Raw genomic sequence first — 14,860 nt, forward strand, 5'->3', positions numbered from 1 at the left:
ACAGCTTTTTTATATTTTATTCAGCAGAACATTTTAGTTCATAATATATCTCAAAAATAGTTAATTTAAATATATTTTTTCTCACTCCATCCATCACATCCTGATTTACAGATTGAATAATATCAGTTATGGGCACTCCATTTTATCTATCTTTCATAACTACTTTTAGCAAAACCAGCCATATCCCCACGAATATTTTCTATAAAATCAGTTTTAGATAATACTGAATTGTTCTTTTTAATTTCTTTAGCATTTACCAACGAACTTAAACTAGTCAGCAATAAAAATAGAAAAGATTTTTTCATAACAATTTGGAGCTTTTTTCAATAAGCTTATAATATTGAACAAATAAACACCTTTTAAAATAGTTTTTTAAAACAAAAAAGCAAGCATATTCGAAAAAATATGCTTGCCTTAGATTTAAGCATTCATTTCGGCAAAAGTTTCTTTGGCAGCTTGAATAGTATCTGCAATATCTTGATCTGAATGCATAGATGAAATAAATCCAGCTTCAAATGCCGATGGTGCAAGATATACACCGCGCTTTAACATGCCATGAAAGAATTTCTTAAATGCTTCAACATCACAAGCCAGCATTGAATCAAAGCTGGTAATGTCATCCTGATCTGTAAAGTACAAACCAAACATGCCACCCACTTGTTGGGTTTTAAATGGAATTCCGAATTCGTCTGCCGCAGTCTGTAAACCTGCGAGCAATTTTGCTAACTGTGCAGCAAGTTTGTCATAGAACTCTGGCTCACGTAGATGCTTGAACATCGCAATACCTGCTCGCATTGCCAATGGATTACCCGACAATGTTCCAGCTTGATAAACGCCACCCAAAGGTGCGATGCATTCCATAATTTCACGTTTACCACCGAAAGCACCGACTGGTAAGCCTGCACCAATGATTTTACCCAAAGTGGTCAAATCTGGTTTTACGTTATACACCGATTGCGCACCACCTAAAGCGACACGGAAACCTGTCATCACTTCATCAATGATAAATACTGATTTGTATTCATCACAAACATCACGAATTGCTTGTAAGAAACCATCAATTGGCGTTACCAGATTCATATTACCTGCAACAGGCTCAATGATCACACCCGCGATCTCATGACCAAATTTGCTAAAGCATTCTTTCAACGCTTCAATATTGTTATACGGCAACGTTAAGGTATGTTTAGCAAAATCAGCAGGTACACCTTTTGACGTTGGTTCACCTTCTCCTAAAGTCAATAAACCAGAACCCGCCTTTACCAATAACGAATCTGAATGACCATGGTAACAGCCTTCGAACTTTACGATTTTGTCACGACCTGTATAACCACGTGCTAAACGTATCGCAGTCATCGTCGCTTCAGTCCCAGAACTGGTCATACGAACCAACTCAATTGATGGCATAATTTCGCAAATCGTGTCTGCCAAAGTGGTTTCGTGTACCGTTGGCGCACCAAAACTTAAACCATCTTCCGCCGCTGTTTGTACTGCTTGGATAATATCTGGATGTGCATGACCCAAAATCATCGGTCCCCATGAACCAACGTAGTCTACATAACGCTTACCATCAACATCCCACAAGTACGCACCTTTAGCCTTTTCAATAAAGACAGGCGTACCGCCAACACCGTTAAATGCACGTACAGGCGAATTGACACCACCCGGAATATGTTTATTTGCTTGTTTAAATAACTGTTCTTGCTTTGGAGATAAACTCATAAAAGACTCAACCTAGAATCGAGGACAAGGAACGTTGTCGTTCCGAGAAACGATGAAAGTTCCGCAAAGCGGATTACATCTAATTTAGTCAAATAACGTTGCCCATGCATTTACACGAGCAGGAATTTCGGCTGTTGATCGTCCTAATATATCACTAATTACGGCACAAAGGCTTGCCCCAGCCTCAATCACCACTTGAGAATTTTCAACGGTCAAACCACCAATCGCACAAATGGGTACAGTAAACTTTTGTTTAGCCTGCTTGATTACTTCGATGCCAACATTACCTGCTTCTGGTTTGGTTGAGGTAGCATAGACAGCACCAAAAGCCACATAAGTTGCGCCATCAGCAATTGCTTTTTCAGCCAGCTCTAATGAGTTTAAGCATGTACGTCCAATAATCACATCTTGCGGTAACCGTGCAGCCGCATCGCTTATTTCCCCATCTGACTGCCCCAAATGGACACCTAATCCAAATTGTTCAGCTAAAGCCAAATCATCATTAATCACAAATGGTACTTGGTACTTTTCACACAATGTTTTGATCTGTTCAACTTCCATCGGTTGATCTATTTTTGCCACTTTCTTACGGCGATATTGCAAAATCGCAACCTTTCCCGTCGCTAAAGCAACTTCTAATTTTTCAAGTAATAATTGGATGGGATCATCATTGGTGATGAGATAAAGACCGCGCATGAAAAATTCACTAAAAATATATTAGGTTCAGGGTATATTTTCTTATTTAAAAATTAAAGTGCCTGAATGTATTAGGAATAACCATTTACACTATTTAAATAGCGTATGACACCATGAACCTCGCCGTGACTCGCCTTCTGTCATTATGATGTTTATAAATGGCGTATGCCGCCATGAACATCACATGAAAGATTTCTATTTGTCGTTCAAATTTCTAAATGGCGTATGCCGCCATGAACTCGGCAACGGCACTGGTGGCAGTGATGGTAATTTTCTAAATGGCGTATGCCGCCATGAACTAGGTGGCTGCCATGACTGAACGTGTAGTTAATTTCTAAATGGCGTATGCCGCCATGAACAGCACGATCGGGAGGATACTTTTCTAAGTAATTTTCTAAATGGCGTATGCCGCCATGAACGTTCTGCAATATGGAGCGCCTGATCTTCATGTTTTCTAAATGGCGTATGCCGCCATGAACTAGTTGCAATGTGTAATTCACCTGTGCTTTTCTTTCTAAATGGCGTATGCCGCCATGAACTCCAAAGCCAAGCCCTTGATGACAATGAAACATTTCTAAATGGCGTATGCCGCCATGAACGTTTGACGTTGAAATTATGATTACGACCCGATTTTCTAAATGGCGTATGCCGCCATGAACGGTTTATTTGCAGCTCTATACGTGCTTTACACTTTCTAAATGGCGTATGCCGCCATGAACCAGATAATATTTCCAAAGTTATTGTTCCTAAGTTTCTAAATGGCGTATGCCGCCATGAACATTACACAAAGCTTTCGACATGGGGGCGGTATTTTCTAAATGGCGTATGCCGCCATGAACTGTGGATTATGAAACTGAAAATGGATTTATTTTTTCTAAATGGCGTATGCCGCCATGAACTGCTTGTCATCTTGTCTCTGCCTCTTGAGATTTTTCTAAATGGCGTATGCCGCCATGAACCTTGCTCAATACCTTGCATATTTACTTGAGAATTTCTAAATGGCGTATGCCGCCATGAACATTACGCTTACTACACTGAATTACCTGAAGAATTTCTAAATGGCGTATGCCGCCATGAACTTATCCCCCGATCCACGGTCAACTTTCGTGTCTTTCTAAATGGCGTATGCCGCCATGAACTTTCTCATTTTGACTGTGTTGGCAGCAATGGTTTTCTAAATGGCGTATGCCGCCATGAACTTATAAATAAAGTAAAGCCGCTTTACTTAAGCTTTCTAAATGGCGTATGCCGCCATGAACTTATAAATAAAGTAAAGCCGCTTTACTTAAGCTTTCTAAATGGCGTATGCCGCCATGAACGTGTGCACATCGTTTGAAATGGTTTTACAGTTTTTCTAAATGGCGTATGCCGCCATGAACTTCCGACAATCCCCGCACCGCCACCCCCATTATTTCTAAATGGCGTATGCCGCCATGAACGTCTACCTGGCGCGATTCGTTTGGGAACCTATGTTTCTAAATGGCGTATGCCGCCATGAACATTTGCTTATAAGTCCTTGATATATCTTGGTATTTCTAAATGGCGTATGCCGCCATGAACCATTCGACTTTGACCGTGGTTCGCATCGTACATTTCTAAATGGCGTATGCCGCCATGAACTTTTCTTTCTGTGGGTTTCCGTGTGATTCCTTTTTCTAAATGGCGTATGCCGCCATGAACTTTCAATATGAGAAATAGTCAAAGCAACGGTATTTCTAAATGGCGTATGCCGCCATGAACCACCAATTACATGGGTGATAAGGGCAAAGACTTTTCTAAATGGCGTATGCCGCCATGAACCGTACGCCCATGTTGGCGTTCTGCTTTGCGTATTTCTAAATGGCGTATGCCGCCATGAACTTAAGTTTTCAGAAAATATGGTTCGCATGGATTTTCTAAATGGCGTATGCCGCCATGAACGTCACCAAGCTTGAACAGGAAAAACAAGAGTTTTTCTAAATGGCGTATGCCGCCATGAACACCACTTTCAGCAATTCGTTCTGCTTCATCTTTTTCTAAATGGCGTATGCCGCCATGAACTACTTCGCAACTGGCTTGTACTCGTCGTGAATTTTCTAAATGGCGTATGCCGCCATGAACTGCTAGAGAGTGACACAGTTACTACACCGTCATTTCTAAATGGCGTATGCCGCCATGAACGGTTTACTAATGGAAACTATAAAGTTTATAGATTTCTAAATGGCGTATGCCGCCATGAACCCATAGTTGAACCAACAGCAGCGTTTTGTCCCTTTCTAAATGGCGTATGCCGCCATGAACAATATTGTGAGTAAATCAACTTAAGCCAAAATTTTCTAAATGGCGTATGCCGCCATGAACACAAAACAAATGACGACAAATGCCCCTTTATTTTTCTAAATGGCGTATGCCGCCATGAACATGTAAACTGGCTCTTTATGCTCAATCTTCGCATTTCTAAATGGCGTATGCCGCCATGAACTTGCTTACTTAGCAATTATTGTTGGTGCTGTATTTCTAAATGGCGTATGCCGCCATGAACGGCTATTGGTAATGGTTGTGAAACTTTCAATTTTTCTAAATGGCGTATGCCGCCATGAACGCCTGCCGACAATGAAATTGCTGTCATTGACTTTTCTAAATGGCGTATGCCGCCATGAACAATAGCCGACACCTGTGGTTCCAGAAATTACATTTCTAAATGGCGTATGCCGCCATGAACATTATCCACGACAGAGGAGTGGAGCTAATCATTTTCTAAATGGCGTATGCCGCCATGAACGATGTAGTCAGTTATCACAACCCGATGCTAATTTTCTAAATGGCGTATGCCGCCATGAACGGTTGAACGTAACAAGAGCAGTGATCTTATCTTTTCTAAATGGCGTATGCCGCCATGAACTGAGGAGTGCTTCTATCGTCGTGCCATTGACTTTTCTAAATGGCGTATGCCGCCATGAACCAATAATCCTCTGGTACCAGAAGGCACATTCATTTCTAAATGGCGTATGCCGCCATGAACTTTCGATAGATCCATTAAGTAAGGAGCTAGATTTTCTAAATGGCGTATGCCGCCATGAACTTTCCAAGGGTCAGTCATGGCTGTGCTCCTGTTTTCTAAATGGCGTATGCCGCCATGAACCGTCATAACCCATCTTGGAGTAAGACTTCACTTTTCTAAATGGCGTATGCCGCCATGAACAAGCCGATGCAAATCGCCAAAACGGAAAAACATTTCTAAATGGCGTATGCCGCCATGAACTTACCAATCGCATTACCACCAGTCAAATCCATATTTCTAAATGGCGTATGCCGCCATGAACTATAAAATTATAGTAAAAATATAAGTTACAACAAGTACTTATCATGGGTTTTAGCAATTTACCCAATCAAAAAACGACTTATTGTAACTTATTGATTTTATTAAGCTGTTAAAGAGTAGAAAAAATATTGGGTCAAAATTCTGGAACTGTTGCCACTCGACTTAGCCCATACGTTCCAAACTCTCCATCTTTTGCCTCATCAACAAGAGATTTACCAATATATAAACGATATGGTCGATCTATATTTTGTTCTCGTTTTGCACTCAGACTTTTTAAACTCACATAAGGCTCAATGATAGGTTGTTCAATATATAGCTTAAAATGTTGCTTAGCTTCATCCAAAGAAATATTTCGACGTTGCGCTTGATGAACTATACGCTCCTCTATACTCATCTTTGGATTGACTCGATAATAGTGTGCATGACCATTAACCTTGGCTTGAGGTACTTCTCTCGGTTGAGTGATATGTACATAATCAATGAATCGTTCTAGCCATTTACCTAAATTAAGCTGTTGTAGCTGACTTTCCGAGCTGGCAAACACACGAATTTTTGTCCCCAAAAATCCAATCTTTTTTTGCTCATTCATACGATATTGAGGGAAAGATACGCCAAAGGATATTCTTCCCTGCTCATTACTATGTTCCGCAAAAGCAATATGAAGCTGGGTATAAACTTTTGACCAAAGAAAATACGCAGAAGTATCTTCATTAGGCAAAAGTGTAAGCTCAATATAATATTGCATTATTTGTCACTCTCACCAAAGACGCCACCACGTACCAAAACAGACATAACATAATGCTGCTGCTCAATTTCAGGAACTTTACCTGTATTTATCCAACCATCAAACAGGCTATAGAAATCTTGTCCTTCTTTGGGCTGACGATACGCTTTCCCTTCTGAAGTCACTGAACCATAAGGTTCAACTGCAATTGGTTTAGTGGCTTCTGGATACCATGTATCAATAGTACGTAGGGCGTTACCAATTTTTTGTGAGTGAATCCCTGCTTCATTGTCCTTTATTGCATATAGGGTTTTACTTTTTTTACCCTTTGTATTTCCTGTATCAAGAATTAATTCTTGAGAGGGATAAACCTCTTGCCCTTCTCCTAAACGCGCAAAACCTGTAACACGTAATAATACATGTTCATCACCCGTCAACCCTGCCTGAATCCATGTAGAAAGTTGTGTTAACGATTGTTCCTGATCTGAATGGACTTTAACCTCATATAAGCGATTAGCCAAAGCATCAAAATTCAATTTTGCACTTGGTTTACCATCAACAATACGCTCAACGGTCACACTGACATTTTCAGCACCGATACGATTACGCCATAAAAAACGTCCATTAGCGAGATTTACTGCATAACGTTTAGCCAATTCTTGAAATTGTGTTTCAACTTTATACCCTGAAACAACTGCATTAAGACGTTCTGCAAAACTTTCATCATTACAGGCTGATGGTTGTCCAACATTCGGTAAAATACGTAAGGTAAATGTAACAGCAACCGTATCTTTACCTTGTGGTAATGCTGCAATATCAACGGTTTGTAAGTTGGCTTTTTCTACCGCTGCATTAATATACGCAGGATCAATTTCTTTGGCATTTTTAGGGCGATTTGAAATCGTACCTCGTACTGATTTTTCCTGAATCTGGATAACCGTTGTACCAGCACCATTTTCAATTTCTTTCCAGTTGACTGCAGTCATACGCCCATCTGATGGGTCTAAATGACGGTTAAATGATAATACTGATGCAGTTTTAATTTTAGTTGTTGGAGCTTTAGCCATGATTAATCTTCCTGTTCTTCTAAATCTAATTCATCGAAATCAAATGATTGTTCTTCTAAATCATCTGACAATAATTGTAAGTTGAGTTTTGGAGCAAAAGGTTGAGTGATTTCATAAACCCCATCTTTAGGTTCGGTGTTATAAGTCCATAAGGTATGGGTTAAATCTGAAATCCGATGCGGACTTTGCCACTCTCCCAAACTCAATAAAGTTTCAACAAAAGTTGCTGGATATTGATTATCTCTTACGCCTGTAATTGAACCTTTGTCTTGAAGTTTTGTTAATGCTGCATAGCCAATTGGTATCGGCACTAACCAGCCTTTTAAATGCTCAGGTCGAGACCTCACTTGCCAAATACCTTTAAGCTCTCCCTCAGCACCAAGTTGCGATTGTTCCTTACTGGAAAGATTGAGGCGGCTGATATCCAACAAAGTATCCAGAACATCAGGATTCTGCTCTTGTGTCTCTAAATACGCTTGTTGTCGGCTTAACCATTTTTGATGAGCAAGCAACACTTCATGTCGATGCAGCAATGCAAAACCTGGCAATAACGCATGACGCAATTTTTCGGTTTTATTGATAGCCTCAGACAATGTCCAATTCACCAATTTAGGCTTTACCCGTCGATGAGGAAAAATTGCTCCACCAGCCAATCGCATTCCGTAAATCAATTGGTTAAGTCTTTGAATTAAGTATTGGGTTTGCTCATTTAAATCTTCATCATTGGCAGATAAATGTTGATCTAAATCATCGCCACTTAAACCAATGATCAAACTAACCTCAAAATGCCCTTTTCCTTCTTCCACCATTGCAGGCGTTGATCCATCTGATTCTAAAGGATGACGAGCGAGATTGAGTTGATAGGGTGAATAACGGTAATCGCTACTTTTCGTCACTTGAGGGGTAAACTGGTGACATACGATACCAATCCCACAACATTCCAGATTGCGATACTGTTCTCTTTCATTCAATTTTCGCTGCAAAGCATGAGCAAAGCCTGTAAAGGCACTCGGTGCAGGAAAGCCCCATGTTAGATGACTACTGATAATAGAAGCATTTTCAACTTGTAAACGGACAATATATAAAGCTTTAGGATGGGCATAACTCATTAGGCAAACTCCTCTTTGAGTAATTGCAACTTATCCCGCAAGGCGATTGACCATACCCGAGACTCATGATCATCCAGATCAACTAATTTGCCTCTGACAATTAAAATTTTGTTTAACCAATTGCCAAAGTTGTTGCCCACTTCAGTACGCCAATCCCGACAACGATAATCTTCTAACCATTGCTGTTCTTCATCCGTTAAAATATTTTGATCTTCCTTGTCAAAAAGCTCCTCACGATAGCCACGATCCAACCAGAAACTTTCGGCACGGTTAAAGTTACGCTGCGAGTCAAGTGTCCACCCTGAATTTGCACTTTGTTGAAGTTCAAGACTCATATCAATCACACAATCCACAAGCTGATTGACTAATTCATCTCGCCTATCTCGAAACACAACATTATTTCGATCATATTCATGTCGATATATATGAATGATAGACTTTAAAATCGGTTTTACATCCTTACGATTACTTAAATACCCTGTAAAGACTGAATCAGATTTTGGCAATTCAACTAACTGTCCTTGCCAAACAGGTGGTAACGATGGCAATAACCACATCGAACCACGACGATCACTATTCAGTTGTGAGATATTCTGCGGCTTAGAACCGCCATAATTATGAACCAGTAAACTTGGGTATTCTCGGCTTTCCTTCGAATAATGCAGCCCCTTAAAGCGAGCTTCACGTAACACCTTGCTTTGCTCACCAAAGCGATCATGTGAAATTTGCTGATAAACCCGATGTACTAAAGCACTTGGGTATAAAATCACCAAGATATGATACTTATCTTGAGCGACAGGAAAATAAACCTGCTTGGATAAACGCCCTGCATTTAACTCCGATGGAATTTCACTGAATGCCAAAAATCTTTGATAGCGGATTTGTGCCTGTTCAGCATTGCTTGCGAGCGCAGCAATCAAGTCTTGATCCGCTTTTAATAAACGATCAAGTAAGGATATCCCTTCGAACTTTTGCCGTAATAGCTTAAATACATCCAAGACGGCAGCATTTCCAATCACATCAGCTTCCAGTTGTAGACCCTGTGATCCAACAAAATTATGAGTCTTATCTTGCTCTGCATAAAACATAGCCGAAGCTTTAGAACTGGGATGGTGCTGTTTTGGGGTATGTGTTGCCAAACGAATTTGGCTGATCCTTAAACTTGCATCTTCTAACCATGTTTCAGGTTGGTATTTTTCTAGTAACTTTTCACGCTCAGTGAAGTCATCTTCTTTTAGCTTCCCCAACTTTTCCTTTAAACGCCCCTGAATGTATTGCTCAATCAAGAATCGAATGGTTGGAGGAGAAGCATCTTCGAGTACTTCAGTCATTATTTTTCCTTAGTTTTTACAAAGTAAATTATTTTTTTAAAGTTATCTTTGTTATCATTTACGATAGTTTAACTACCGTAAACGATGTCCATTACCTAACTGCTTAGACTCTTCTAACCAGATATGTGCTAAACATCATTTCCTCCTTACCCTATCGGGTGATGTGATGATCCTGCCAGATCGTTAGTTAAACTAATCATTTTTAACAACCTAGTCAGTAATTCATAAAATGTAAGTTATCCACTAATTAAACTAATAGATTTCCATCTACATTGCAATAGATTTTCATGTGATATACTTCGCTCTACCATACAGGTAGCTTAGAAATAGTCTGCTTATACAAGTGTTCACTGCCGCACAGGCAGCTTAGGAATAGGGATTTATAAGGTTTATTCCCTTATAAATCCTAGCCAATCGTGATACAGCCATTTCTTTTGCTCTGCCAGTTTGGGTAAATTAAGACTTAAATATCGAGAACAGTTTTCAGCCCAGCTTCGACCCAATGAAATTGTATTTAAATATTTTTCTAAAGCGATTTCAGGTTTCTGATTCGGCCAACAGTGAATTTGAGGATTATTTGTCAATTCAATTCGTCTAACCAAACTTTCAACCAATAACCAATTTCCTGTTTTTTCATTGTATTGATATAGCTTTAAAGCCTGCTCTTCCTCTTCTGCTCTCAACGCAGTAAAAAACTCAGCCTGTGACTGCCGAAATCGGCTCAATGTTTGTAAAATGCCTGTATAGTGAATAGGCGTATTCCAAAAACTATAAGCAGGAAATTTAATTGGTGATACATCAATAGAACGCATCTCAGGACAGATGCCATGACCCAATAAAATGTGATGCATACGGTCATGTTCTAAGTCAGCTAAGCGTGGATAGCCTGATCTTTCATAGTATTGTTTGAGGTAATTTGCTGGTGGCTGGATCAATCGAGCAATTGAGTCGAGTTGTTTAAAATGGTTAAGATCCATTAAACCTGCATTTTTTGTATCATCTATTCCTCGTAAAAAATGCCTCCTTACACCTTTCCCTTGAAACTCAAATCCAGTTGCTTCAAAACCAGGACGAGAAAAACAAGCTTGTTGAGGATACCTAAAATGACGGATGTTAGTTTCCATAATAAAGACATTAGAATGGAAGTAAGGTTCTGTACGATGCCGTCTTGCTCGACCTGATGCCTGAATAATAGAACGCATCGAAGAAGGTTCAATGATCATCCAGTCATAATCATGATCTCTACCTACTTCACAGACAGGCGAAGCCAATACCAAAATAATCTGTTTTTGTTCAGGATATTTTTGCAACCAGTTCTGTACCAAATAATGATCATGTGGTTGCTTTCCATTGTTGCGATCTAAAATTTCATCCAGATACTTTTCGATATTGGCTCGAATCAGTAACGGAAAACGGGAATGATATACACATAAATGAATACGAGTGTCTGCATCAATTTTTTGTTTTAATAATAGTTGGGCAATGTCTGCCATGGGATCAATATTGGCAAAACGCACCAACCCCACACTATATTGTTTTTGTGTTTTGGGATCAGTAATGGCATTTAACTGATGAGCTTTCAAACTAGTACTTAGAATATGTTGGGTAAATACATCTTGCCATTTTTCAATTGCAGGGATTTGTCTAGGTAAACCAACCCATTCTAAAGTACGTCTTTGTGTTGATACTGCATGTTCATTTAAATAAGCTGCTCGTTTCTTGGTAAATTGACGATGTGCTTTTTCAAATACGGGATTGGCTTCTGAATTTTTAACAGTACCATCACATGGAATGACTTGATGCGTAATGTTTTTTTCATTTTCATCGAACCATGCAGCAATAATTGGCTGATTGGCTTGAGTACGATGAAGATTATAAAACTTACGTCCAGAACTATAGGCCAGATATAAACCATTAATTTCAGCAGGCGTTAATGTTGCAGAAGACAATAACACCCGACTTCCCAATAAACCTGCCCAATAGACCAGTCGGGCGAGTGCATAATAATCCTCTGGTGAAAAATCATCGGGTTCATCAAAGACTAAATCAGATGACATCAGGCGTAACATAGGTGCAATTTGTCGCCCACCTCGGGTACTTTCAGTTGCAGGAATTAAATGGTCAATCGTGCAACATAAGATTGGACTCATCAGCATTTTTTTGACTTGATGATTACCTTTCAGCCACTTTGTTAACAAATGATCTGATGGCAAAATTCCTTCAAAATCTAGCTCAATGTCTTCAAAATCAACCCGCACATCAGGTTCAAATAAACCAGTTAAAGATTCCGATCCCATCATTTTGGCTAAGGCAGGGTTTTTAGTTGGGTCAGGGTTTTGTATATCCTTAAGAAATTGTTCTGAACTAGTTTGGCTATATTTTTCAAATATTTCTTTAACCGCACCGCCACCAACCATAATGGCTAAATCAGTCTCATCCAGATGTAATTTTTGTCGCAGTGCCTTGCCTGTTTGTAAGGTCAAAGTTCTCAAACCCAACGCAATATTAAACCGTGTGCCCTTTTCAGGATCAGCTAAACCATACATAATTCGTGTATTGGCTAGGGTTTTGCCTCGTCCTGTAGAGGCTAAATTCACACCAAAAAAACCATGATTTGGATAATTTTTCTGAATACTACAAGCTTCCTGATAAGACTTATCCTGCCATTTATAATAAGGATTGCTGGTTTTTCCTTCCAAAGATCGTTGTTTCGGTAGACGATTAAATAATTCATCTAAACGAGTCAACGCGCCCATAAGTTTTCGAGCAGATTGACTTACACCAACCAGATGATCATCTAAAGGCTGTTTTAATACGCCAAATTTATCAGTGTTGGCATAACAGGAGTATTTCGGATCATGCCATTTTGGTGTCGCCTCACAACTTGAATAATAATGATCAGATAACATCAACACCAAACGAGAAACATGACTGAGATAAGGATCAGTCAAATTAGCCGCTGGATGGGCTTTGTAAAGTTGTAAGAGCTTTGCTGCACAGCTATTCATTTCCTTACACCATATTTGGCTATTAAAAGGAATATGCTCAGCTTTAATTTTCCAACATTGCTGAATGTCTTTTTCCTTATTTTTATCTTCAATATTATACTGACGTGGATAACACCACCTAAAATTCAGATCATCTAATACGGTGTCAAACTTTGATGCGGCATACTTGTCATTGCTATTTTTGTTTAATAAATAGTTAGGGATAGGCAAACGATGATGTGAAACGATTAACCATGCCACCAATTTGGCAATGTCAGGAAGTTCCTGAAAGGGTGATTGATGTTGCGCTTGGTCAGGATGATCTTTAATCATATTATCCAGCCACACATAATCATCATTTTGGGGTGAAATTTTGATTAATTTTTCAATCCAAAATTCATCTTGATGACCACATGATTTCACAAAGGCTTCAAATAACCTTAAAGAAATCCATTCATGCCGAAATGGATCAGCAATCGGTTTTTTATTGTACTTTGCGTTGGCTATTTTCTTGGCAAAAAAAGGATTTATTTTCCCAAAATCATGAAATAAAGCAGCAATTCGGCTCAACACAGCAATTAATGGAGCCGTTTGCCAATTATGATCACTATAATCCAATTTAATTGGCTTGGCTGTCCGATTCACAGGAACAATCCCCTGCTCATTAAACTTATTACGATTTCCCACAATCCATAAAAGTTCACTTCTACGCCGACCACGAATCCAATGACAGCTCACCGCAGTATTCTTAGTAACTGTTTTTCTAAGCAGCTTTTTTACTGCTAACAAACCATCTTCGGTAATCACCGTTTGCCACGTGTTATCACCGATCCGATCTGCAAAAGCATCTAACACACGCCGTGTGCGAGGAATCGCTTTCTTTTCACATTGGGAAATAAAAGTGACGATCATCATTCACTCTCCACTACTGGAAAGCTTTTACATGCCTGAAACTTTACCTGCTCAAACATCCAGTCTAAGCATTTATATTCTGTAAACTTCTGCAAGAGCTGTTGACGGAACTCCTGCTCAGTCATGCCCTCTTTAGCACAAATAAATGCCCACGGCAAAACCACTGCATCCTTAACCAAATCAGCCACATCAAACACCAAAGCACCCCGTCGAGTCTTACCATGCATCACAGCAAAACCATGATTGATACCGAGTACCCAAAGTGTGGTTGCTGAAAGCCCATAAGCCAAATAGTTGCCATGGTTTAAAAAGTCATTCGCCAAATCACCCTGTTCAGGATTACGTTCAAAACTAAGTTTGCAACGAGTCGCTGCAATCTTATAAAGCTGTTTGGTCATTTGTGCTTCTGCAAGCAATAAATCGCCAACCTTAGCCATATTTGGAATTTTCTTTTCAAAACCATTTAAAGCTTGTTGAATATCCTGATCATCTAAATAAAAGCCTTCGTCTTTTAGGTCTTTGTCTTTTGCCCAAATTTTGCGGATAAATTCAATTCGAGCAAATTGAAATTGTTTTGCCACGTCTAAGCGTTTAGCTTCATCAAACCAAAAACTCATCCATCCTTGCATGTATTCCGTTGGACGATATTCACTCTGGGGCGTTAACCACTCCACCTCACTCCCTGCAAATAATGGTGTACCGCCACCACCACAAAAACCCACCAATACACCGGCACTACACAACATTCGCATCGCCGCTTGAGTAATAGACGTACCTGTTCCAAGTAAAATTACCGTCGTATTGGCTATCGGAATATTCCAATATTGATTTTCATTTTTAGCTTCAGTGAGATATAAAACCCGACCATCTTTTTGCATCACGCGGCAATGTTCGAGATAATAAAGATTGGCACGCTTTGAATGTAATATTGCTTTTAAATCAGATGGATTAAGTTGTTCCATTGTTATGATTTCTCTTGTTTTTTCTTATACTACTTGAACATTTGGTAAT

The 14,860-nt window shown here is 39.5% G+C and carries 8 protein-coding genes and 1 CRISPR repeat array; all 8 genes read right to left on the reverse strand.

What is annotated here, in order from left to right; all coding sequences use genetic code 11:
• Positions 1 to 420: 420 nt before the first annotated feature.
• The 8 genes from hemL to cas1f all read right to left on the reverse strand — a co-directional run bounded on the left by hemL (position 421) and on the right by cas1f (position 14,811).
• On the reverse strand, positions 421 to 1,722 hold the full coding sequence (gene hemL, locus AAC851_RS04120; RefSeq protein WP_100833452.1) for a glutamate-1-semialdehyde 2,1-aminomutase: 1,302 nt from the start codon (positions 1,720 to 1,722) through the stop codon (positions 421 to 423).
• Positions 1,723 to 1,806: 84 nt separating this feature from the next.
• A complete protein-coding gene (gene thiE / locus AAC851_RS04125; RefSeq protein WP_340600545.1) occupies positions 1,807 to 2,418 on the reverse strand; it encodes a thiamine phosphate synthase in 612 nt (203 codons plus the stop codon).
• A 91-nt stretch (positions 2,419 to 2,509) separates the two neighbouring features.
• A CRISPR array of direct repeats spans positions 2,510 to 5,720; the repeat unit is 28 nt; unit sequence TTTCTAAATGGCGTATGCCGCCATGAAC.
• A gap of 132 nt (positions 5,721 to 5,852) precedes the next feature.
• Positions 5,853 to 6,464: a type I-F CRISPR-associated endoribonuclease Cas6/Csy4 gene (gene cas6f, locus AAC851_RS04130; RefSeq protein ID WP_340600546.1), complete on the reverse strand. Its 612-nt coding sequence runs from the start codon at positions 6,462 to 6,464 to the stop codon at positions 5,853 to 5,855.
• The gene (gene csy3, locus AAC851_RS04135; protein ID WP_113997526.1) at positions 6,464 to 7,510 is read right to left on the reverse strand and encodes a type I-F CRISPR-associated protein Csy3; all 1,047 of its coding nucleotides are present in this window, start codon (positions 7,508 to 7,510) and stop codon (positions 6,464 to 6,466) included. Before csy3 ends, cas6f begins: the two co-directional genes overlap by 1 nt.
• A 2-nt stretch (positions 7,511 to 7,512) precedes the next feature.
• Positions 7,513 to 8,619, reverse strand: coding sequence for a type I-F CRISPR-associated protein Csy2 (gene csy2 / locus AAC851_RS04140; protein WP_340600547.1), 1,107 nt, complete (start codon positions 8,617 to 8,619; stop codon positions 7,513 to 7,515).
• Positions 8,619 to 9,950 (reverse strand): type I-F CRISPR-associated protein Csy1, encoded by a 1,332-nt coding sequence (gene csy1 / locus AAC851_RS04145; protein ID WP_340600548.1) that lies wholly within the window; start codon positions 9,948 to 9,950, stop codon positions 8,619 to 8,621. The genes csy2 and csy1 overlap by 1 nt, the downstream gene beginning before the upstream one ends.
• 389 nt (positions 9,951 to 10,339) lie before the next feature.
• On the reverse strand, positions 10,340 to 13,852 hold the full coding sequence (gene cas3f / locus AAC851_RS04150; protein ID WP_340600549.1) for a type I-F CRISPR-associated helicase Cas3f: 3,513 nt from the start codon (positions 13,850 to 13,852) through the stop codon (positions 10,340 to 10,342).
• Entirely contained in the window at positions 13,849 to 14,811 is a 963-nt protein-coding gene (gene cas1f, locus AAC851_RS04155; protein ID WP_340600550.1) for a type I-F CRISPR-associated endonuclease Cas1f, read from the reverse strand. The genes cas3f and cas1f overlap by 4 nt, the downstream gene beginning before the upstream one ends.
• Positions 14,812 to 14,860 lie beyond the last annotated feature (49 nt).

It is taken from the genome of Acinetobacter sp. HZNU-JH01, assembly GCF_037996845.1.
Taxonomy (GTDB): domain Bacteria; phylum Pseudomonadota; class Gammaproteobacteria; order Pseudomonadales; family Moraxellaceae; genus Acinetobacter; species Acinetobacter haemolyticus.

Bases quoted from the DNA above. Each gene is read 5' to 3' on its own strand.
- hemL (WP_100833452.1), bottom strand. From the start codon at position 1,722: ATGAGTTTATCTCCAAAGCAAGAACAGTTATTTAAACAAGCAAATAAA.
- thiE (WP_340600545.1), bottom strand. From the start codon at position 2,418: ATGCGCGGTCTTTATCTCATCACCAATGATGATCCCATCCAATTATTA.
- cas6f (WP_340600546.1), bottom strand. From the start codon at position 6,464: ATGCAATATTATATTGAGCTTACACTTTTGCCTAATGAAGATACTTCT.
- csy3 (WP_113997526.1), bottom strand. From the start codon at position 7,510: ATGGCTAAAGCTCCAACAACTAAAATTAAAACTGCATCAGTATTATCA.
- csy2 (WP_340600547.1), bottom strand. From the start codon at position 8,619: ATGAGTTATGCCCATCCTAAAGCTTTATATATTGTCCGTTTACAAGTT.
- csy1 (WP_340600548.1), bottom strand. From the start codon at position 9,950: ATGACTGAAGTACTCGAAGATGCTTCTCCTCCAACCATTCGATTCTTG.
- cas3f (WP_340600549.1), bottom strand. From the start codon at position 13,852: ATGATGATCGTCACTTTTATTTCCCAATGTGAAAAGAAAGCGATTCCT.
- cas1f (WP_340600550.1), bottom strand. From the start codon at position 14,811: ATGGAACAACTTAATCCATCTGATTTAAAAGCAATATTACATTCAAAG.